The organism is Pseudomonas sp. SAR267 (assembly GCF_052077595.1).
GTDB lineage: Bacteria > Pseudomonadota > Gammaproteobacteria > Pseudomonadales > Pseudomonadaceae > Aquipseudomonas > Aquipseudomonas vlassakiae.
Genome location: NZ_JBQIHU010000001.1, coordinates 1,669,839 through 1,690,897 on the forward strand (window position 1 = coordinate 1,669,839; position 21,059 = coordinate 1,690,897).

General features: G+C 61.2%; 22 protein-coding genes and 1 pseudogene. 16 read left to right on the top strand and 7 right to left on the bottom strand.

Features of this window, described 5'->3' with window-relative positions; all coding sequences use genetic code 11:
* The first annotated feature begins 142 nt into the window (after window positions 1-142).
* Window positions 143-352, top strand: coding sequence for a cold-shock protein (locus ACTORR_RS08090; RefSeq protein ID WP_003254922.1), 210 nt, complete (start codon window positions 143-145; stop codon window positions 350-352).
* Between the two features lie 180 nt (window positions 353-532).
* Here the strand turns inward: ACTORR_RS08090 and apbC are convergent, their stop codons facing one another.
* The gene (gene apbC, locus ACTORR_RS08095; RefSeq protein WP_054885851.1) at window positions 533-1,627 is read right to left on the bottom strand and encodes an iron-sulfur cluster carrier protein ApbC; all 1,095 of its coding nucleotides are present in this window, start codon (window positions 1,625-1,627) and stop codon (window positions 533-535) included.
* A gap of 156 nt (window positions 1,628-1,783) precedes the next feature.
* On the opposite strand from apbC, the gene metG reads away from it, so the two are divergent.
* The 8 genes and pseudogenes from metG to ACTORR_RS08135 all read left to right on the top strand — a co-directional run bounded on the left by metG (window position 1,784) and on the right by ACTORR_RS08135 (window position 8,127).
* Entirely contained in the window at window positions 1,784-3,823 is a 2,040-nt protein-coding gene (metG, locus tag ACTORR_RS08100) for a methionine--tRNA ligase (RefSeq protein ID WP_262108779.1), read from the top strand.
* An 89-nt stretch (window positions 3,824-3,912) separates the two neighbouring features.
* Entirely contained in the window at window positions 3,913-4,461 is a 549-nt protein-coding gene (locus tag ACTORR_RS08105; RefSeq protein WP_262108778.1) for an Rnf-Nqr domain containing protein, read from the top strand.
* Window positions 4,458-5,096: pseudogene (locus tag ACTORR_RS08110) on the top strand (RnfABCDGE type electron transport complex subunit B); the annotation flags it as partial. The gene ACTORR_RS08105 and the pseudogene ACTORR_RS08110, both read left to right, overlap by 4 nt.
* Window positions 5,097-5,121: 25 nt before the next feature.
* Window positions 5,122-6,093 (top strand): RnfABCDGE type electron transport complex subunit D, encoded by a 972-nt coding sequence (locus ACTORR_RS08115; RefSeq protein ID WP_099815193.1) that lies wholly within the window; start codon window positions 5,122-5,124, stop codon window positions 6,091-6,093.
* An 8-nt stretch (window positions 6,094-6,101) separates the two neighbouring features.
* On the top strand, window positions 6,102-6,692 hold the full coding sequence (locus ACTORR_RS08120) for an RnfABCDGE type electron transport complex subunit G (RefSeq protein ID WP_409521033.1): 591 nt from the start codon (window positions 6,102-6,104) through the stop codon (window positions 6,690-6,692).
* The gene (locus tag ACTORR_RS08125; protein ID WP_262108775.1) at window positions 6,685-7,203 is read left to right on the top strand and encodes an Rnf-Nqr domain containing protein; all 519 of its coding nucleotides are present in this window, start codon (window positions 6,685-6,687) and stop codon (window positions 7,201-7,203) included. The genes ACTORR_RS08120 and ACTORR_RS08125 overlap by 8 nt, the downstream gene beginning before the upstream one ends.
* Window positions 7,204-7,207: 4 nt before the next feature.
* Entirely contained in the window at window positions 7,208-7,846 is a 639-nt protein-coding gene (gene nth / locus ACTORR_RS08130) for an endonuclease III (RefSeq protein WP_054885856.1), read from the top strand.
* Between the two features lie 104 nt (window positions 7,847-7,950).
* Window positions 7,951-8,127, top strand: a complete 177-nt coding sequence (locus ACTORR_RS08135) for a PA3496 family putative envelope integrity protein (protein ID WP_286935360.1) — start codon at window positions 7,951-7,953, stop codon at window positions 8,125-8,127.
* Window positions 8,128-8,169: 42 nt separating this feature from the next.
* Here the strand turns inward: ACTORR_RS08135 and ACTORR_RS08140 are convergent, their stop codons facing one another.
* Window positions 8,170-8,796 carry a response regulator transcription factor gene (locus ACTORR_RS08140; RefSeq protein WP_054885857.1) on the bottom strand — a complete coding sequence of 209 codons (627 nt, stop codon included), beginning with the start codon at window positions 8,794-8,796 and terminating at the stop codon, window positions 8,170-8,172.
* 304 nt (window positions 8,797-9,100) lie between these two features.
* Here ACTORR_RS08140 and ACTORR_RS08145 point away from each other — a divergent pair, with 304 nt between their 5' ends.
* A complete protein-coding gene (locus tag ACTORR_RS08145; protein WP_054885858.1) occupies window positions 9,101-9,526 on the top strand; it encodes a hypothetical protein in 426 nt (141 codons plus the stop codon).
* 86 nt (window positions 9,527-9,612) lie between these two features.
* Here the strand turns inward: ACTORR_RS08145 and ACTORR_RS08150 are convergent, their stop codons facing one another.
* Window positions 9,613-10,830, bottom strand: a complete 1,218-nt coding sequence (locus tag ACTORR_RS08150; RefSeq protein ID WP_054885859.1) for an argininosuccinate synthase — start codon at window positions 10,828-10,830, stop codon at window positions 9,613-9,615.
* Window positions 10,831-11,350: 520 nt separating this feature from the next.
* Window positions 11,351-12,316, bottom strand: a complete 966-nt coding sequence (locus ACTORR_RS08155; protein WP_099815165.1) for a flagellar protein MotY — start codon at window positions 12,314-12,316, stop codon at window positions 11,351-11,353.
* Between the two features lie 130 nt (window positions 12,317-12,446).
* On the opposite strand from ACTORR_RS08155, the gene pyrC reads away from it, so the two are divergent.
* Window positions 12,447-13,493, top strand: a complete 1,047-nt coding sequence (gene pyrC, locus ACTORR_RS08160) for a dihydroorotase (RefSeq protein WP_054885861.1) — start codon at window positions 12,447-12,449, stop codon at window positions 13,491-13,493.
* Between the two features lie 59 nt (window positions 13,494-13,552).
* The gene (gene rnt, locus ACTORR_RS08165; protein WP_225923474.1) at window positions 13,553-14,164 is read left to right on the top strand and encodes a ribonuclease T; all 612 of its coding nucleotides are present in this window, start codon (window positions 13,553-13,555) and stop codon (window positions 14,162-14,164) included.
* Between the two features lie 150 nt (window positions 14,165-14,314).
* Here rnt and ACTORR_RS08170 read toward each other — a convergent pair whose 3' ends face one another.
* Window positions 14,315-14,917 (bottom strand): peroxiredoxin, encoded by a 603-nt coding sequence (locus ACTORR_RS08170; protein ID WP_027918971.1) that lies wholly within the window; start codon window positions 14,915-14,917, stop codon window positions 14,315-14,317.
* Window positions 14,918-15,131: 214 nt separating this feature from the next.
* Between ACTORR_RS08170 and ACTORR_RS08175 the strand changes: the two genes are divergently transcribed.
* The gene (locus ACTORR_RS08175) at window positions 15,132-15,353 is read left to right on the top strand and encodes a bacterioferritin-associated ferredoxin (protein WP_054885863.1); all 222 of its coding nucleotides are present in this window, start codon (window positions 15,132-15,134) and stop codon (window positions 15,351-15,353) included.
* Between the two features lie 201 nt (window positions 15,354-15,554).
* Window positions 15,555-16,028, top strand: coding sequence for a bacterioferritin (gene bfr / locus ACTORR_RS08180; RefSeq protein WP_054885864.1), 474 nt, complete (start codon window positions 15,555-15,557; stop codon window positions 16,026-16,028).
* A gap of 57 nt (window positions 16,029-16,085) precedes the next feature.
* Here bfr and grxD read toward each other — a convergent pair whose 3' ends face one another.
* Together grxD and ACTORR_RS08190 are read right to left on the bottom strand one after the other, a co-directional pair.
* Window positions 16,086-16,421, bottom strand: coding sequence for a Grx4 family monothiol glutaredoxin (gene grxD, locus ACTORR_RS08185; RefSeq protein WP_054885865.1), 336 nt, complete (start codon window positions 16,419-16,421; stop codon window positions 16,086-16,088).
* Between the two features lie 91 nt (window positions 16,422-16,512).
* Window positions 16,513-18,621, bottom strand: coding sequence for a molybdopterin oxidoreductase family protein (locus ACTORR_RS08190; protein WP_286935521.1), 2,109 nt, complete (start codon window positions 18,619-18,621; stop codon window positions 16,513-16,515).
* A 383-nt stretch (window positions 18,622-19,004) separates the two neighbouring features.
* Between ACTORR_RS08190 and argF the strand changes: the two genes are divergently transcribed.
* Complete coding sequence (gene argF / locus ACTORR_RS08195; protein WP_054885867.1) at window positions 19,005-19,925, top strand: ornithine carbamoyltransferase; 921 nt, start codon at window positions 19,005-19,007, stop codon at window positions 19,923-19,925.
* On the top strand, window positions 19,922-21,031 hold the full coding sequence (locus ACTORR_RS08200) for an ABC transporter ATP-binding protein (RefSeq protein ID WP_054885868.1): 1,110 nt from the start codon (window positions 19,922-19,924) through the stop codon (window positions 21,029-21,031). Before argF ends, ACTORR_RS08200 begins: the two co-directional genes overlap by 4 nt.
* Window positions 21,032-21,059 lie beyond the last annotated feature (28 nt).

Below are 21,059 nucleotides of genomic sequence, written 5' to 3' on the forward strand. Positions count from 1 at the left end.
ACTGTGCTGCACGTGACACCGAGAATCTCTAGTTTGATGCACGATCCTGATCGGCCCATCGCTGAATTTTCTGCTCTCTTTGCGCTCAGTCCCGGCCAGGGTTTTTCCTGACCGTTATCAAATTGTCCAAGGAGACAGAAAAATGTCCAACCGTCAATCCGGTGTTGTTAAGTGGTTCAACGATGAGAAAGGCTACGGCTTCATCACCCCTCAGTCGGGCGATGACCTGTTCGTGCACTTCAAAGCCATCCAAGCTGACGGCTTCAAAACCCTGAAAGAAGGCCAGGCTGTTACTTTCGTCGCTACCCGCGGCCAGAAAGGCATGCAGGCTGAAGAAGTTCAAATCGCCTAAGTCGATTTAGCTTTCTAGCTTTCAAAAAAACCCGCCTTCTGGCGGGTTTTTTTATGCCTGACCGAAAATTGGTGCTGGCTTCTTCGCGGGCTCGCCCGCTCCGACACAAACCGCGCAACACTTGAAGGCTGCGCTGTTCTGGGAGCGGGATTACCCGCGAAGCAGGCGACTCGGTTCGGATCAGTCCTCGCTGATGGTGATGCTCGGCATCGCCGGCGCCGCCGCTTCCTGCAACACGATGCGTGCGCCTACCTGGCGGGCCAATTCCTGGTAGACCATGGCAATCTGGCTTTCCGGCTCAGCGATCGCCGTCGGCTTGCCGCTATCGGCCTGTTCGCGGATCAGCATCGACAGCGGCAGCGAGGCCAGCAGGTCGACGCCGTATTGCGCCGCCAGCTTCTCGCCACCGCCTTCGCCGAACAGGTGCTCGGCGTGGCCGCAGTTCGAGCAGATGTGCACGGCCATGTTCTCGACCACGCCCAACACCGGAATGTTGACCTTGCGGAACATCTCCACACCCTTCTTGGCATCCAGCAGGGCCAGGTCCTGTGGCGTGGTAACGATCACCGAACCGGCCACCGGCACCTTCTGCGCCAGGGTCAGCTGGATATCGCCGGTACCCGGCGGCATGTCGATGACCAGATAATCCAGGTCGTCCCAGGCGGTCTGGGTCACCAGCTGCAGCAGCGCACCCGATACCATCGGCCCACGCCAGACCATCGGCGTGTTGTCATCGGTGAGGAACGCCATGGACATCACTTCCACACCATGGGCCTTGATCGGCACGAACCACTTCTGTTCGCGGATCTGCGGGCGGGTACCCTCGGCGATACCGAACATCACGCCCTGGCTGGGGCCGTAGATATCGGCATCGAGAATGCCCACGCGGGCGCCTTCACGGGCCAGGGCCAAGGCCAGGTTGGCCGCGGTGGTCGATTTGCCGACACCGCCCTTGCCCGAGGCCACGGCAATGATGTTCTTGACGTTGGCCATGGCCGGCACCTGGGCCTGGGCCTTGTGAGCGGCGACGACACAGTCGATCGACACCTGGGCCGAGCTGACGCCGTCGAGATTCTCGATCGCGGTCTGCAGCACCTGGGCCCAACCGTTCTTGAACAGGCCGGCGGCGTAGCCCAGTTGCAACTGCACAGCGACTTGCCCGCCCTGGATGTCGATGGCGCGCACGCATCCGGCGCTGACCGGGTCCTGATTCAGGTAGGGGTCGGTGTACTGGCGAAGCACGCCTTCGACGGCGGCACGGGTGACGGCACTCATGGACACTCCCATTGGCAAACTGAGTACGAAACAGACGCCTATCCTAACCCGTCAATCGTCAGCAGATGCGCGCTTGGGGTGAAATATCTTCGCCGGCCCTTTATAGTGGCCGATCACCCTCATTTTTACCCGAGCCAGATAAGTAGCCGAGCCACCATGTCCGAGCCACGTCAGATTCTCGTTACCAGCGCCCTGCCCTATGCCAATGGATCCATCCACCTTGGCCATATGCTGGAGTACATCCAGACGGACATGTGGGTGCGCTTCCAGAAACTGCGCGGCAACCAGTGCATCTACGTCTGCGCCGACGACGCCCACGGCTCGGCCATCATGTTGCGTGCCGAGAAGGAAGGCATCACCCCTGAGCAGCTGATCGCCAATGTCCAGGCCGAGCACAGTGGTGACTTCGCCGACTTCCTGGTGGACTTCGACAACTTCCACTCCACCCACAGTGACGAAAACCGCGAGCTGTCAGGCCTGATCTACGGCCGCCTGCGCGACGCAGGGCACATCGCCACCCGTTCGGTGACCCAGTATTTCGACCCCGAAAAGGGCATGTTCCTGGCCGACCGTTTCATCAAGGGCACCTGCCCGAAATGCGCGGCTGAGGATCAGTACGGCGACAACTGCGAGAAATGCGGCGCCACCTATGCCCCGACTGAGCTGAAGAACCCCAAGTCGGCCATCTCCGGGGCCACTCCGGTGCTGCGCGATTCCCAGCACTTCTTCTTCAAGCTGCCTGACTTCCAGGCCATGCTGCAGCAGTGGACCCGCAGCGGAACCCTGCAGGACGCCGTGGCCAACAAGCTTGCCGAATGGCTGGATTCCGGCCTGCAAGAGTGGGACATCTCGCGTGATGCGCCGTACTTCGGCTTCGAGATCCCGGGCGAGCCGGGCAAGTATTTCTACGTCTGGCTGGACGCGCCAATCGGCTACATGGCCAGCTTCAAGAACCTGTGCGCACGCCGCCCGGAGCTGGACTTCGACGCTTTCTGGAACGAAGGCTCCAAGGCCGAGCTGTATCACTTCATCGGCAAGGACATCGTCAACTTCCACGCCCTGTTCTGGCCTGCCATGCTCGAAGGTGCCGGCTTCCGCAAGCCGACTGCAGTCAACGTGCACGGCTACCTGACCGTCAACGGCGCCAAGATGTCCAAGTCGCGCGGCACCTTCATCAAGGCCCGAACCTACCTGGACCACCTGCACCCGGAATACCTGCGCTACTACTACGCCGCCAAGCTCGGCCGGGGCGTCGATGACCTCGACCTGAACCTCGAGGATTTCGTGCAGAAGGTCAACTCCGACCTGGTTGGCAAAGTGGTCAACATTGCCAGCCGTTGCGCCGGCTTCATCCACAAGGGCAATGCCGGCGTGATGGTCGCTGGCGATGCTGCGCCAGAACTGACCGAGGCCTTCCTCGCCGCCGCCCCGTCGATCGCCGAAGCCTATGAGGGCCGCGATTTTGGCCGTGCCATGCGTGAAATCATGGCGCTGGCTGACCGCGCCAACGCCTGGATCGCTGACAAGGCACCTTGGTCGCTGGCCAAGCAGGAAGGCAAGCAGGACGAGGTCCAGGCCATTTGCGCCCAGGGCATCAACCTGTTCCGCCAGCTGGTGATCTTCCTGAAACCCGTGCTGCCGCTGCTCGCCGCTGATGCCGAGGCATTCCTCAACGTCGCGCCACTGACCTGGAACGACCATCAATCGCGCCTGGAAAACCACCAGCTGAACCCGTTCAAGGCGCTGATGAGCCGTATCGAACCTGCCAAGGTCGAAGCCATGGTCGCTGCCAGCAAGGAAGACCTGCTGGCCGCCGAAGCCCAGGCACCCGCCGGCAACGGCGAGCTGAGCAAGGACCCGCTGTCTGCCGAAATCGAGTTCGACACCTTTGCCGCAGTTGACCTGCGTGTCGCACTGATCGTCAAGGCTGAAGCCGTGCCTGGCGCCGACAAGCTCCTGCAACTGACCCTGGATATCGGCGACGAGCGCCGCAACGTGTTCTCCGGCATCAAGTCGGCCTATCCGGATCCCTCCAAGCTGGAAGGCCGCCTGACCATGATGGTGGCCAACCTCAAGCCGCGCAAAATGCGCTTTGGCGTCTCCGAGGGCATGGTCATGGCGGCCGGCCCTGGCGGCGAAGAGATCTACCTGCTCAGCCCTGACAGTGGCGCCAAGCCAGGTCAGCGCATCAAGTAAGCCTTCTGCCCCGGCCTTACCGCCGGGGCAGTTCCATCTGCAGCACCAATGCCGGACGCTCCAGGCGATTCCCGGCTATCGTCATTCACATGAACGACTCCATGCTGATCCTCGCCAGCGCTGCGCTGGTCAGCCACCTGCTTGTGCAAGCACAGCCGTCAAGCCGCCTGCGCCTGCAGGTCTGTGGCCTGGCGGGGGCCCTGTCCGTAGTACTCGGAGCGAGCGGCGGGCAAGTGCTCGAATGGCTCATCGTGGCGCCCTGGCAGTTGCAGGACCTGCGCCTGTTCCTGCTGTTGCCCTGGCTGGCATTGCTGACATGGGGCGTACCGACGGTGCTGCGCAGGTTGCGGCCGCAGTGGCCCACCAGCGGGCTTGCACTGCCATTGCTGGGCAACGCCTTGCTGCTCGGGCTGACGCTGCAAGTGACGGGAGAGGACACCTCGGCGCTTGCTACGTTGCGCTGGGGGGCATCGGCCGGCGTGGGCTTCTGGCTGGCGCTGGTGCTGTTCGACGACCTGCAGCAGCGCAGCCAGCAGGCGGAAGTACCGGCCGCGCTGCGTGGTTTGCCGATTACCTTGATCGGTGCAGGCGTCATGGCCTTGGCGTTCTCCGGGCTCAACGGAATTTTCATTCAATGAATTTGATTCAACGCATCGATGCCCTGCTGCCACAAACCCAATGTGGCAAATGCGGCCACAATGGCTGTCGGCCCTACGCCGAAGAATTGGCAGCGGGCGGGGCCATCAACAAGTGCCCGCCAGGTGGCAGCGAAACCATCGCTGCGCTGGCAGCGCTGCTCAAGAAGCCATTGCTTGCGCCTGACCCGCTGCGCGGCAGCGCACCGCCCCAGGTCGCCTGTATTCGCGAAGCCGAATGCATCGGTTGCACCAAGTGCATCCAGGCCTGCCCGGTCGATGCCATCGTCGGCGCCGCCAAGTTGATGCACACGGTCATTGCCAGCGAATGCACCGGCTGTGACCTGTGCCTGGCGCCCTGCCCGGTCGATTGCATCGAGATGCAGCCACTGCCAGCAGGGGTGGTACCGATCGTCAGCGGCCTGGCTCACTCCCCCGAACAACTGCAGGCCCGCCGCCAGCGCCGCGATCAGGCGCGCCAGCGCCACCAGCAGCGAAACGCCCGCCTGCAACGCGACATCGCGCGCCGTGAGGCGCAGCGCCTGGCGCGTACGGCCGAAGCCACACAAGGCGCGGCAGACCCGATCAAGGCCGCCCTGGAGCGCATCAGGGCGCAGAAAAGCGCCGCTGCCGATGCGCTGCCCACAGGCGCCGGGCATGAACATGGCAAGCCCTGACCCACGGCTACGCGCAGCCATGGGCCTGGTGCTGCTGGCCTGCATACCCGGCTTGCTCGCCACCCTCTGGACACAGGGCTGGGGAGTCCTGTTCAGCCTGTTGCTGTGTGCCAGCAGTGCGCTGTGTTGCGAGGCGGCCTTGCTGGCTGTGCGTCGCCAGCCTGTCTTACCGGCATTGAACGATGGCAGTGCCCTGGTGACTGCCGTGTTGCTGGCCATCGCCCTACCCGGACAGGCGCCTTGGTGGGTGCCAGTGACAGCAGCAGGCATTGCCATAGGTGTCGGCAAGCAGGCCTTTGGCGGAGTGGGCCGCAATCTGTTCAACCCGGCCATGGTCGGTTACGCCTTCGTGCTGCTGAACTTTCCGCTGCACATGAACCATTGGCCCAACCACGCCATTGGCTTTGTCGACAGCCTGCAGCAGGTGGCTGGCGCGGGCGGCCAGATTGATGCCTGGGCGGGGCCGACCATTCTCGATGGCCTGCGCCACAACCGCAGCCTGACCCTCGAGGAACTGTTCGCCAGTCACCCCGGCTTTGGCAATGTTGGCGGTCGCAGCAGCGAATGGATCAATCTGGCCTTGCTGTTCGGCGGGCTGTTTCTCTTGCAGCGCAAGGTGATCAGCTGGCATGCCCCGGCAGGGCTGCTGGGCGGCCTTTTCCTGTTCAGCCTGCTGGCCTGGAATGGCTCCGGTTCGGATTCGAACGGCTCGCCACTACTGCATCTGTTCAGCGGTTCAACGATGCTGGCGGCATTCTTCATCGCCACCGAGCCGGTGTCCGGCCCAAAGGCGAATCTGGCCCGGCTGCTGTTCGGCTTTGGCGCAGGCGCGCTGATCTACCTGATCCGCACCTGGGGCAGTTACCCGGATGGCACGGCCTTCGCCATCCTGTTGATGAACCTGGCGGTTCCCGCCCTGGATCGGTTCGCCTTGCAGCGCCAACAGGTTTCGCCATGATCGCGCCCATGCGCAGCAGCCTTCTGCTCCTTGCCGTCGGCGGGTCGGCAATCGCATCAACGCTGGCCTGGCAGCACTGGACTCGCCAGGCCATCATCGATGCCGAGCGCCGGCTTCAGGCAAGCCAGTTGCTGGCGGTGCTGCCCGCGCAAAGCTACGACAACCGCCCTTTGGACAGCGCGTTGCCATTGCCCGCCGAACAGCCGCAGCACAGCAAGATACTCGCGGCCTATCGCGCGAGCCACGGGACATCGCCAACAGCCATCGTGCTGGTGAGCCAGGTGCAGGGCTATGCCGGCCCCATCAAGCTGACCATCGCCATCGCTGCCGATGGCCGCTTGGTCGGCACTCGGGTAGTCGAACAGCAGGAAAGCCCTGGGTTGGGCGGCCAGATTGCCGATCCGCAGTCTGGCTGGCTGAACCAGTTTGCCAAGCACGGCCTTGGCGACCGCTGGGCAATCAGACGCGACCAGGGCGATTTCGATCAGTTGGCCGGGGCGACCGTTACGTCCCGGGCCGTCATCGATGCCCAGCAGGAAGCCTTGCGGTTTTTTGATCAGCATCGCAGCGAACTGCTTGGAACCTCTCTCCATGAATAGATTCTGCCTGCTGATCACCGGCCTGGCTCCGCTGCTTGGCGCGACTGGCACTGTCACCCATGCGCTGACCATCGCCGCGTGCATGTGGGTGATGATCCTTCTCCACCAAGCCTTCCTTGGCCCGCTGCGGGCATCACTCAGCGGCGCCAGGTACTGGCTGGCAAGCCTGCTGCTGCTGGCTGCGCTTGGCAGTTGCCTGCAATTGGCCCTACGTGCCTTGGCATTGCCATTGGCGCTGACGCTTGGTTATTTTCCTGCGTTGATCTGCCTGCAATGCCTCGCCATCGACACATTGCTGCCAGCTGAAGGGCGCTGGCGGGAATTGTTGCTGCATTTGAGTGGCCTGCTGCTCGCCTGTTTGCTGCTTGGCGCTGGCCGCCAATGGCTGGACGATGTCGCCGGCATGCACCTGGCCCACCTGCCGTCCGGTGGGTTGCTACTGCTCGGCGCTCTACTGGCCTTGTACAATTGGCTGCGCCCCACCCTCACACGTCGTCAAGGAAAGCGTTGAACCCATGAATGCCGCCAAACGCCTGGAGATTTTTCGCAGGCTGCACGAAGATAACCCCGACCCGAAAACGGAATTGGCCTACACCACACCATTCGAGCTCCTGGTTGCCGTGACGCTTTCCGCGCAATCCACCGATGTCGGCGTCAACAAGGCCACCGCACGCCTGTTTCCGGTCGCCAATACACCGCAGGCCATCTACGCGCTGGGTGTCGAGGGGCTGAGCGAATACATCAAGACCATCGGCCTTTATAACAGCAAGGCCAAGAACGTCATCGAGGCGTGCCGCCTGCTGATCGAGCGCCATGGCGGCGAAGTGCCGCAAACCCGAGAAGCACTGGAAGCGTTACCAGGCGTTGGGCGCAAGACCGCCAACGTGGTGCTCAACACCGCCTTTCGCCAGCCAACCATGGCGGTGGACACGCATATATTCAGGGTCAGCAACCGCACCGGCATCGCGCCTGGCAAGACCGTGCTGGAAGTCGAGAAGAAGCTGGTCAAGTTCGTACCCAAGGACTACCTGCTCGACGCTCACCATTGGCTCATCCTGCATGGCCGCTACGTGTGCCAGGCACGCAAGCCTCGTTGTGGTAGCTGCCGCATCGAAGATCTGTGCGAATACAAGCACAAGACTTGCGACGATTGAGCCAATAGCAAAAATAGTTGCGTTGCGATTGAAAAAATCTTTTTTACCGGACATCGCTTTCTCGTTATAAGGACGGCCAATGGCCCTTTGGCTTGGAGCGACTCATGAGTACCGATAAAGACGACCTGTCGATCGAAGATGACTTTGCTACCGCTGACGACGAAGCGGAGCCTCAGGTAGAAACCACGAAAACCAACCTGAGCAAGCGTCGTACCATTGACAACCTCCTCGAAGAGCGACGCCTGCAACGGCAACTCGCCGATTTCGACTACGACCTTTAGCCCTCCAAAGCCTCCCTCGGGGAGGCTTTGTCCATGGCTGGTTCAGCTCAGGCCATGGCGACGGGCCAGCTCGATCAGGTCCACCAGCGAATGGGCATTGAGCTTCAGCAACAGGCGCGTCTTGTAGGTGCTGACGGTCTTGTTGCTGAGGTACATGCTGTCGGCTATCTCCTTGTTGGAGCGTCCCCGCGCCAACTGCTGCAGGACCATCAGCTCCCTGGCAGACAGGCGATCGACCATTTCCGTTTCGCTTACTCCCCCAACCCGACCACGTGACTTGTGCAAGGCCTGGTTCGGGAAATAACTGTAACCAGAGAGCACAGCCTTGATGGCGCTCAGCAGCTCGGTGAGCTCCTGCTGCTTGTATACATAGCCAGCGGCGCCCGCTTGCATGCAACGCATGGAGAAATGCCCGGGCGCCTGTGAGGTCAGTACCAGCACACGACTGCCAGGACTCGCTGCTGCCATGCGGCCAATGACCTCCAGACCGTCGAGCTTGGGGATTCCGATATCGAGCACGACGATGTCGGGAAGATGTTCTCGAGTAAGCTGCAAGGCCGCTATGCCATTGTCGGTTTCCGCGACAACATCGTACCCATGTCGCTCCATCAACATGCGCACTGCCAAGCGTATGACCGGATGATCATCCACGATAAGGACTTTGTTCATGCGATATCCATCATTCGTTATTCTGCTTTGACGACTGCCCCACCATAACCGAGCAGAACGCTCAGTGGCGCGTCGATTACCCCTTTAAAAAGCTGAATAGATGAACCTTACGTCGGTTTGGGAATTTTCCTACAACGGAAAAATTTACAGACTGGCTTTGAGAGTGATTAAGAAAAAACGCACGAAGCATGATCGATTTGTCATGCCTCGCTTCCGAAAAATTACCGCACCCGGAAAAAGTCCATAATTTGGTAAAGGGAGCCAGTGGGTTATTGGTATGTAAAAAATGCAGGAGGCATTAATCATGACTGAGAACCAACCGGTCGCCCCACTGACGATCATCGCCATATTTGCAGGTATTATCGAAGCTTCTGCTTTGGCAACCCTACCTTTTCTAAGCGATGAAAGTCAGACGTACTACACATGGTTCCTGGTAGGGTTTCCATTCTTCCTTACGGCGTTGTTCTTCCTCACCCTGAACTTCAACTCCAAATCCTTCTACAAACCTGAACAGTCCGCTCCCCCCCAAACGACCGGGCCACCATCGCGTGCCACCCCTCAAGAAATTGTAACCGTCATGTTTTCCGGCCCTGATGCGCAAAAACAGATACAACAACAAATCATGCAAGCCATTACCCAACCGCATGCCGAATACAAGCAATGGCGCTTCTGTAATATGGAGCTACATCAATGCATCCTTCTTACCATCAGCTGCCTGCCTGAGGATTGACCCCATGATGTTGAGAAGCCCGCTGTCGAGAAGACAAAAAAAACCCCGGCCAGAGCCGGGGTTCGTTTGCCAATTCAGCCAGATGCTCAGAGCATCCCGCGGCCTTTGTTGGCAGCGATGCGCATGCGCAGCGCGTTGAGTTTGATGAAGCCAGCAGCATCTGCCTGGTTGTAGGCGCCGCCGTCTTCTTCGAAGGTAGCGATATTGGCATCGAACAGCGAGTCGTCCGACTTGCGGCCAACCACGATGACATTGCCCTTGTACAGTTTAAGTCGCACGACGCCGTTAACGTTGACCTGCGAAGCGTCGATCATCTTCTGCAGCATCAGGCGCTCCGGGCTCCACCAGTAGCCGGTGTAGATCAGGCTGGCATACTTCGGCATCAGCTCGTCTTTCAAGTGAGCAACTTCGCGGTCCAGGGTGATCGACTCAATGGCGCGGTGGGCCTTGAGCATGATGGTACCGCCAGGGGTTTCGTAGCAACCACGGGACTTCATGCCCACGTAACGGTTCTCTACGATGTCCAGACGGCCGATACCGTTGGCGCCGCCGATACGGTTCAGTTCGGCAAGCACGGTGGCTGGGGTCATGTCGACACCGTCGATGGCGACGATGTCACCATTGCGGTAGGTCAGCTCGATGTAGGTAGCCTGGTCCGGGGCGTTCTCTGGCGAGACGCTCCAGCGCCACATGTCTTCTTCGTGCTCGGTCCAGGTATCTTCCAGCACACCGCCTTCATAGGAAATGTGCAGCAGGTTGGCGTCCATCGAGTATGGCGACTTCTTCTTGCCGTGACGCTCGATCGGAATGCCATGCTTTTCGGCGTAATCCATCAGCTTCTCGCGGGACAGCAGGTCCCACTCGCGCCATGGAGCAATGACCTTGACCCCAGGCTTGAGGGCGTAGGCACCCAGCTCGAAGCGAACCTGGTCGTTACCCTTGCCGGTCGCGCCGTGAGAAATGGCGTCGGCGCCGGTTTCGTTGGCGATTTCGATCAGGCGCTTGGCGATCAGCGGGCGAGCGATGGAAGTACCCAGCAGGTACTCGCCTTCGTAGACGGTGTTGGCGCGGAACATCGGGAAGACGAAATCACGCACGAACTCTTCGCGCAGGTCGTCGATGTAGATCTCTTTTACGCCCATCGCCTGAGCTTTGGCGCGAGCCGGCTCGACTTCTTCGCCCTGACCCAGGTCAGCGGTGAACGTCACCACTTCGCAGTTGTAAGTATCCTGCAGCCACTTGAGAATCACCGAAGTATCAAGGCCGCCGGAATACGCCAGTACGACCTTTTTTACGTCCGCCATGCCATCACTCCACGGGGTTGTACGGAAAGGGACCAATTCTACCGGCGTTGCGGATAGATTTACAGTGGGGCGACAGCTTCTGACGACAAAGCGACAGGAACTGTCGGTGGGGCGACGTCTTTCTGTGTTCGCCACAAAGCTTCAGCGCCTTTGAGATCGAGCGCCGCCCGCGCGGCGCATCGCGGGTAAACCCGCTCCCACATCTGTTTCGGGCCAATCTCTCCTGTGAAGCCAACAGGGACCGCCTTGTTGGCATGGCGATGCATCTCCGTGGGCGCTGATGCCGCTCCACCTGTCTCCAGTCATGCGCATAACTGCTCATCATCGGTCTCCAGTCATGCACCAAGGCGGATCCTGTTGGCGGTACAGGAGTGACTGGCCCGAAACAGATGTGGGAGCGGGTTTACCCGCGATGCGCCGCGCGGGCGGCGCTCGATCTCATAAGCGCTGAAAATGTTGTGGCAAGCACCTGGTAGCCCTGATGCAATCCCAAGACCTGCCCCAGAGAAACAACATGGTTTCAGGGTGTCTTCGCTCCGGGCGCGCCCGCAGCCGGTGCCGCAGTGGCAGGCGGGATGGCAGGTGCCGCAGGTGCCGGTTGCTGAACCGGCTGCACCACCGGTTTCTCCGCCACCGCCACCCGATCCAGCTCGATATTCACCCGCCGGTTACGTGCCCGATTGGCCGGGCTGTTGTTTTTCACCAGCGGATAGCGCTCGCCATGAAAGCGCACGACGATCTGCTCTTCCGGCACGCCATGGGCCTTGAAGTAATCGGCAACGGCCAAGGCCCGACGTCGCGAAGTATCGCGATTGGTCAGGCGGTTACCGCTGTTGTCGGAATGGCCGTTGAGTTCGATGTGGTTCACCGTCGGGTCAGCCTTGAGGTAATCGAGGATCACGTCCAGCCGCGCACGGGCATTGGCGTCCAGGTCGAAGCCACCGCCCGGGAAGCCCACCTGGGTCTGGCGCACCTGGTCATAGTTCATCGGCAGCATCTTGCTGGCACAGGCCTGATAGTCGCTGTAGGCCTTGGCGAAGCTGACCGGCAGCACGCGTACTTCCATCGCCCTGCCGCCTTCGCCGGTGTAATTGCGCACCACCGTGCTGCGTCCATCGAGCAGGCCGTTGATCAGGCGGCTGGCCTGGCTCTGCGACGAGCTGAACAGCACGCCGCTGCGGGCCATGCGCACAGCGCCGAGGTTCACATCCCCGCGGCCCGGCTGCCAAGGCGCAGCGGCAGCCAGCAAGGTGGCCGAACCTGCGCCAAGCACATTGCTGTGCGATCGCAGCTGGAACACCGGCTGCTCACCAGCCTTGCGCACGAACTCGCCACTGCCGAAACCATCGATCGGCTGGATCAGGCGGCATTCGAACTGGTCACCCTCGACTTTCCAGGCGACATTCTCCATGCGGGTCTGGAAGGTCAGTGCACCGGCCGGCAGGCTGGCGACAAGGGTCAACAGGGCTAGGTAACGCTGGCGCACGGGTGGCTCCACAAATTCTGACGGCTTACAGGCAGGCTATCGGACGCTGGCCGGAAAACTTGATAGCCGTGCTCAGACCGGGGTTTTCCGGTAGCATTGGGGCCTGAGTTCGACCCGCCTGGAATTCCCAATGTCCGATCGCCTGACCCTCCTGCGTCCCGACGACTGGCACATCCATCTGCGCGATGGTGCCGTCCTGCCCCATACCGTTGGCGATGTGGCGCGTACTTTCGCCCGTGCCATCATCATGCCCAACCTGGTTCCGCCGGTGCGCAATGCCGTCGAAGCCAGCGCCTACCGCGAGCGCATCCTTGCCGCACGCCCGGCTGGCAGCCGCTTCGAACCGCTGATGGTGCTGTACCTCACCGACCGTACCAGCCCCGAGGACATCCGCGCGGCCAAGGCCAGCGGTATCGTCTACGCCGCCAAGCTGTACCCTGCCGGCGCGACGACCAACTCCGATTCGGGCGTGACCAGCATCGACAACATCTTCCCGGCCATCGAGGCACTGGCGGACGTCGGCATGCCCTTGCTGGTGCACGGTGAAGTCACCCGCAGCGAAATCGACGTGTTCGACCGCGAGAAGCGCTTCATCGACGAGCACATGCGCCGCCTGGTCGAGCGCTTCCCGACCCTGAAAGTTGTCTTCGAGCACATCACCACAGGCGACGCCGCGCAGTTCGTCACCGAAGCCCCGGCCAACGTCGGTGCAACCATCACTGCCCAGCACCTGCTGTACAACCGCAACCACATGCTGGTTGGCGGTATCCGCCCGCACTTCTATTGCTTGCCGATCCTCAAGCGCAACACCCACCAGGTGGCGCTGCTGGACGCGGCCACCAGCGGCAACCCGAAGTTCTTCCTCGGCACCGACTCGGCACCGCATGCCCGTCACGCCAAGGAAGCTGCCTGCGGTTGTGCCGGTTGCTACACCGCATACGCGGCCATCGAGATGTACGCCGAGGCGTTCGAGCAGCGCAATGCGCTGGACAAGCTGGAAGGTTTCGCCAGCCTGCATGGCCCGGCCTTCTATGGCCTGCCAGCGAACACCGACACCATCACCCTGGTTCGCGAAGAATGGACCGCCCCGGACAGCCTGCCATTCGGCGAGCAAACCGTGATCCCGCTGCGCGCCGGTGAAAAACTGCGCTGGCGCCTGCTGGAGGACAACGCGTGAGCGAAGACCTGTACGAAGACGACCAGGACGGCCAGGTCGGCGGCGGTTCGCGCCACCCGATGGCCGAGCGCTTCCGTGGCTATCTGCCGGTAGTCGTGGATGTCGAGACTGGCGGCTTCAACAGCGCCACCGACGCCCTGCTGGAAATTGCCGCAGTGACCATCGGCATGGACGAAAAGGGCTTTCTGTTCCCCGAGCACACCTACTTCTACCGGGTCGAACCGTTCGAAGGGGCCAATATCGAGCCGGCCGCGCTGGAGTTCACCGGCATCAAGCTGGATCACCCGCTGCGCATGGCGGTGAGCGAGGAAAGCGCGCTCACCGACATCTTCCGCGGTGTGCGCAAGGCGCTTAAAGCCAACGGCTGCAAACGGGCGATCCTGGTCGGCCACAACAGCAGCTTCGACCTTGGTTTCCTTAATGCGGCGGTCACGCGTAACGACATCAAGCGTAACCCGTTCCACCCGTTCTCCAGCTTCGACACCGCGACCCTGGCTGGCCTGGCCTATGGCCAGACCGTACTGGCGCGAGCCTGCCAGAGCGCTGACATCGACTTCGATGGGCGTGAAGCGCACTCGGCGCGTTACGACACCGAGAAGACGGCCGAGCTGTTCTGCGGCATTGTCAACCGCTGGAAGGAAATGGGCGGCTGGCGCGACTTCAACGACTGACCTGAAAAGCTTCGCGGGCACGCCCGCTCCCAAAGGTATCGCACAATGCCAACGGCCTGTGGTGTACCTGTGGGCGAGCCCGCGAAGAGGCCGGCACAAGCTGGCACAAAAAAACCGGCCACATGGGCCGGTTTTTTCATGCGCGTGGCATTACAGCTTGCCAGCGTTCTCGCTCAGGTAAGCAGCAACGCCTTCTGGCGAAGCGGTCATGCCTTGGTCGCCTTTCTTCCAGTTGGCCGGGCAGACTTCGCCGTGCTCTTCGTGGAATTGCAGGGCGTCGACCAGACGCAGCAGTTCGTCCATGTTGCGGCCCAGTGGCAGGTCGTTGACGATCTGCGAACGAACGACACCGTTGGTGTCGATCAGGAAGGCGCCGCGGAAGGCTACGCCGCCTTCGGACTCGACGTCGTAGGCCTTGCAGATTTCGTGGGTGATGTCGGCAGCCAGGGTGTACTTGACCTGGCCGATACCGCCGGCGTTGACCGGAGTGTTACGCCAGGCGTTGTGGGTGAAGTGCGAGTCGATCGAAACGCCGATCACTTCTACGTTGCGCGCCTGGAAGTCAGGGATGCGGTTGTCCAGGGCGATCAGCTCGGACGGGCAGACGAAGGTGAAGTCCAGTGGGTAGAAGAACACCAGGCCGTACTTGCCCTTGATAGCCGAAGCCAGGTTGAAGCTGTCGACGATTTCGCCATTGCCCAGGACAGCTGGGACGGTGAAGTCGGGGGCTTGTTTGCCAACGAGTACGCTCATTGTAATCTCCTGATGAGGGTGAAGAACCGTTTGCCGGGCCAAGGCAGGCTTGCCCGACATCCAACAAAGGCTGACCATCATACACGGCTTCCAGTGACAGGCCGAATGCAACCGTCGGTCGCTCAAGCACGGCCCTTTCAGAAAGTCCTTTGACAAGCATTCTCATTAACATTAAGCTCCAACCCATCGACTCAACCCGCGATGGTCAGCCCTTATGTATGTGTGTCTTTGTGTCGGCGTCACCGACGGACAGATCCGCGATGCGATCTATGAAGGATGCTGCAGTTACAAGGAAGTCCGTGCAGCGACCAACGTCGCCAGCCAGTGTGGCAAATGCGCCTGCCTGGCCAAAGAGGTGGTCCGTGAGACCCTCACCGAACTGCAGGTGAGCCAGCACGCCGCCTTGCCCTATCCGGTGGAATTTACTGCTGCCTGATATTTCAGAATTCGAAGAACCGGACCACGTGTCCGGTTTTTTTATGCCTGAATATCAATAAGTTAGCGTTCCAACGCGGTTCACAAACATTCTTATTCCTATTAATTTTCACTTATTATTCAAACACTTAGGTTTGACAGCCCCCTGTTACAGGCTCAAACTTCCCTGTATTGGCACACTTCAACAGGGCAGGAACCCGACATGAAAGGCGACGTAAGCGTCATCCAGCATCTCAACAAGATCCTCGGAAACGAGCTGGTCGCGATCAACCAGTACTTCCTGCACGCGCGCATGTATGAAGATTGGGGCCTGAACAAGCTCGGCAAGCACGAGTACAAGGAATCCATCGATGAGATGAAACACGCTGACAAACTGATCAAGCGTATTCTTTTCCTCGAAGGCATCCCCAACGTCCAGGACCTTGGCAAGCTGCTGATCGGTGAACACACCAAAGAGATGCTCGAGTGCGACCTGAAGATCGAACAGAAAGGCCTGGTCGACCTGAAAGCCGCCATCGCCCACTGCGAAACCGCTGGCGACTTCGGCTCGCGTGACCTGCTCGAAGACATCCTCGAAGCCGAGGAAGAACACATCGACTGGCTGGAAACCCAGCTGGGCCTGATCGACAAGATCGGCATCGAGAACTACCTGCAGTCGCAGATGGGCGAAGAATAAAATTCCCGCCCCTAAAAAAACCCGCTCTGAGCGGGTTTTTTCATGGCTGCCTGATGATCAGGCTTCGGAGGCCTTGGCCTTGGCGGTGGCGTCCTTGATCAGGGTCTGCAGCTCACCCTTCTCGAACATTTCCAGCATGATATCGCTACCGCCAACCAGCTCACCGGCTACCCACAATTGCGGGAAAGTCGGCCAGTTGGCGTATTTTGGCAGGTTGGCGCGGATTTCCGGGTTCTGCAGGATGTCGACGTAGGCGAACTTCTCGCCGCAACCCATCACAGCCTGCGAAGCACGCGCGGAGAAGCCACACTGCGGGGCATTCGGCGAGCCTTTCATGTAAAGCAGAACGGTGTTGTTGGCAATCTGCTCTTTGATCGTTTCGATGATATCCATGTAGCACCTCGGCTGAACTTTCCGACGCGATCGTCGGCACGGTGACGCATTGTATCGGAAAGCCGAGCAGCGTGCTCGGCCTTACCGTTGCTCAGGCAGCCTCGACCTGCACGGGCACGCCATTGAGCGCAGCATTACCGGAAACCGCGTCACGCAGGCGCTCGTCCGTCAGGTCATTGGCGCTCACACCGGCTTGTGCCTGGGCGACCTGCAACTGCACGCCCTGGCGACCATGACCGAAACCGTGGGGCAGGCTGACCACCCCGGGCATCATGTCTTCACAGGCCTGCACCTCGACCTCCAGCAGGCCAGTGCGCGAACGGATACGCACCCGCTGGCCATCCTGCAATTGCCGGTCGTGCATGTCGTGGGGGTGCATCAGCAGTTGATGACGCGGCTTGCCTTTGACCAAGCGATGATAGTTGTGCATCCACGAATTGTTGCTGCGCACATGGCGTCGACCGATCAGCAGCAATTCGCCCGGCGCAGGCGGCGCCTGCGAGGCCAACCGCTGCAGGTCATCCAGCAGCACCTGCGGCGCCGCCTCGACGGCTTTGCTGGCGGTTGCCAGGCGCGTCGCCAGGTTGGCGCGCAGCGGTCCCAGGTCAAGCCCGTGAGGGTAGTGCTCCAGCGCCTGCAGCGACAGGTTCCAGGCGCTGGCCTCGCCATAGCGCCCCTTGCGCAGGGCCAGATCGATCATCTGCGCTGGCGGCCAGGTCGGTTTCAGATCCAGTTCAGCGCGCTTGGCGAAGGCCTGGGCGAGGCCAACGAAAATCTCCCAGTCATGCAGGGCACCTGCCGGCTTGGCCAGGATGGCGCGATTGAAACGGGTCACATTGCGCACGGCCAGCAGGTTGAAGGTGCTGTCGTAATGGTCGTTTTCCAGCGCCGAGGTCGACGGCAGGATCAGGTCGGCGTGACGGGTAGTTTCATTGATGTACAGGTCGATGCTGAGCATGAACTCGAGGCCGTCCAGCGCCGCATCCAGCTGCCGGCCATTGGGTGTCGACAGCACCGGATTGCCGGCGACCGTCACCAGGGCGCGGACCTGCCCCTCCCCCGGGGTCAGCATCTCCTCGGCCAAGGCCGCCACGGGCAGCTCGCCCGCGTACTCCGGCAAGCCAGAGACCCGGCTCTGCCAGGCATTGAAATGGCCACCTGAGGTGGTCGCCACCAGATCGACCGCAGGCTCGGTACACAGTGCACCGCCCTCTCGGTCGAGGTTGCCAGTCACCAGGTTGATCATCTGCACCAGCCAGTGGCACAGCGTGCCGAACGCCTGGGTCGAGACCCCCATGCGACCATAGCAGACCGCCTTGTCCGCAGCGGCAAAGTTCCGCGCCAATTGACGTATCTGGCTGGCGGCGATGCCGCACTGTGCGCTCATCGCTTCTGCGCTGAACGGCGCAATCGCTTCGCGCACCTGCTGCAGGCCGCTGACCGGCAAATGCGAGCCGCGCGTGAGCCCTTCGTCGAACAAGGTGTTGAGCAGGCCACAGAGCAAGGCAGCATCGCCGCCGGGCCGAATGAACAGATGCAGGTCGGCCATGGCAGCGGTTTCGCTACGGCGGGGATCGACCACGACCAGGCGACCACCTCGCCCACGTAGGGCTTTCAGGCGCTTTTCCACGTCGGGCACGGTCATGATGCTGCCATTGGAGGCCAGCGGGTTGCCACCAAGGATCAGCATGAAGTCGGTATGGTCGATATCCGGTATGGGCAACAGTAGGCCGTGGCCGTACATCAGATGGCTGATCAGATGCTGTGGCAACTGGTCGACCGAGGTGGCAGAGAAGCGGTTGCGGGTCTTGAGCAGGCCGAGGAAGTAATTGCTGTGGGTCATCAGCCCATAGTTGTGGACGCTGGGGTTGCCTTGATAGACCGCCACAGCGTTGCGCCCGTGGGCCTGCTGGACCGCCCACAACCTGTCGGCGGCCAAGGCGAAAGCCTCATCCCAGCCAATCGGCTGCCACTCGCTCCCGACCCGTCGGTGCGGCTGGCGCAGGCGGTCCGGGTCGTTCTGGATATCCTGCAGGGCCACTGCCTTGGGGCAGATGTGGCCCCGGCTGAATGGGTCTTGCGGGTCCCCCTTGATCGAGCTGATCAGCGCCTGCCCGTCTGGTTCATGGCTGACTTCTATGTTCAGGCCGCAGATCGCTTCGCACAGGTGACAGGCACGGTGATGCAGGGTCTTGGTCATGGCCGCTTCTGCCTTGGTGGTGTAAGGGCTGGTCGAGCAACGACTATGCGCCGCAGCACTCGCCCCTACCAGCGTGCTTCGCGGCGTGAATCCCGCGACATCAGGCGTACGATTCGCGACAGCCATTTGCCAAATTGCCAGCAAGCCGTGTACAACCTTCTGTAGCAAATAAAAAACAGCACGGGTTCAAGGGGGCAGACACCCTTTGTAACCTGTTAAGCACCCGCTGCTGTTTCCCCTCTTGGTTTCAGGCGACATTTAATTATAGTATTGCGCCTTTCCCCATTTCGTCCGCCCCGTGCGGCTTACGCCGCAGGTCACTCCCGTTGTCAAAAAAAACCATACGGTCGACCTGCATACCGTTGCAGATAAGGTAGTCAATCATGAGCGCTAGGCACTTTCTCTCCCTGCTGGATTTCACCACCGACGAATTGCTCGGTGTGATCCGCCGAGGCATCGAGCTGAAGGACCTGCGCAAGCGAGGCGTGCTGTTCGAGCCTTTGAAGAATCGCGTGCTGGGCATGATCTTCGAGAAGTCCTCGACCCGTACCCGTGTGTCGTTCGAAGCCGGCATGATCCAGCTGGGTGGCCAGGCCATCTTCCTCTCGCCGCGCGACACCCAGCTGGGCCGTGGCGAACCGATCGGCGACAGCGCCATCGTGCTGTCGAGCATGCTCGACGTGGTGATGATCCGTACCCACGCCCACAGCACCCTGACCGAATTTGCTGCCAAATCCCGCGTGCCGGTGATCAACGCCTTGTCCGACGAGTCGCACCCGTGCCAGTTGCTGGCCGACATGCAGACCTTCCTCGAGCACCGCGGCTCGATCCAGGGCAAGACCGTGGCCTGGATCGGCGATGGCTTCAACATGTGCAACTCGTACATCGAAGCGGCCAGGCAGTTCGACTTCCAGCTGCGCATCGCCTGCCCGGAAGGCTACGAGCCCGATGCGCGCTTCATGGAGCTGGGTGGCGACCATGTGCAGATCGTGCGCAATCCGCAGGATGCCGTGCGCGGTGCGCATCTGGTGACCACGGATGTCTGGACTTCCATGGGCCAGGAAGAGGAAACTGCACGGCGCCTGGCGCATTTCGCGCCTTACCAGGTCACCCGCGCATTGCTCGACCTGGCGGCACCCGACGCCCTGTTCATGCACTGCCTGCCCGCCCACCGGGGCGAGGAAATCAGCCATGACCTGCTCGACGACCCTCGTTCGGTCGCCTGGGATCAGGCTGAGAACCGCTTGCATGCACAGAAGGCCCTCCTCGAATTCCTTGTCGAACCGGCTTACCACCACGCATGAGTCAACCCCTACTGCTCAACCTGCGCAACCTCGCCTGTGGCTACGGCGAGCAGCGCATCGTCCAGAACCTCAACCTGCATCTGAACGCAGGCGACATCGGTTGCCTGCTGGGTTCATCGGGTTGCGGCAAGACCACCACCCTGCGTGCCATCGCCGGCTTCGAGCCGGTGCACGAGGGTGAAATACAGTTGGCCGGCGAGGTGATTTCCCGCGCTGGGTTCACCCTGGCTCCGGAAAAACGCCGGATCGGCATGGTGTTCCAGGACTACGCCCTGTTCCCGCACCTGACCGTGGCGCAGAACATCGCCTTCGGCATCGCCAAGCACCCAAACCAGGCGCAGGTGATCGAAGAGATGCTCGAACTGGTCAAGCTCGCCGGCCTTGGCGGGCGCTACCCGCATGAGCTGTCCGGTGGCCAGCAACAGCGTGTCGCCCTGGCGCGTGCCCTGGCACCGGAGCCACAGCTGTTGTTGCTCGACGAACCGTTCTCCAACCTCGACGTGGAACTGCGCCGGCGCCTCAGCCATGAAGTGCGCGACATCCTCAAGAGCCGCGGCACCAGTGCGATTCTGGTGACCCATGACCAGGAAGAAGCGTTTGCCGTGAGCGATCACGTCGGTGTGTTCAAGGAAGGCCGGCTCGAACAATGGGATACGCCTTACAACCTGTATCACGAACCACAGACGCCGTTCGTGGCCAGTTTCGTCGGCCAGGGCTACTTCATCCGTGGCCAGATGAGCAGCCATGAAGCGGTCAATACCGAATTGGGCGAGCTGCGTGGCAACCGCGCCTACAGCATGGCGCCGGGCAGCTCGGTGGATGTGCTGCTGCGCCCTGATGACATCGTGCCGGCGCCAGGCAGCGCACTGCAGGCCAACATCGTCGGCAAGAGCTTCCTGGGTGCCTCGACGTTGTACCGTTTGCAACTCCCCACTGGCAGCCAGCTCGAAGCGATTTTCCCGAGCCACATCGACCACCAGGTGGGTGAGGACGTAGGTATCGCGGTGAAGGCCGACCACCTGGTGCTGTTCCCCGTACCGGGCAGTGTCGCGACGCAGTCGGCGCGCCAGGAGAATGGGGTTCGCCGCTACAGCTCGGCGACCTGAGTGCAGAACCCGGGGCCGCTGTGCGGCC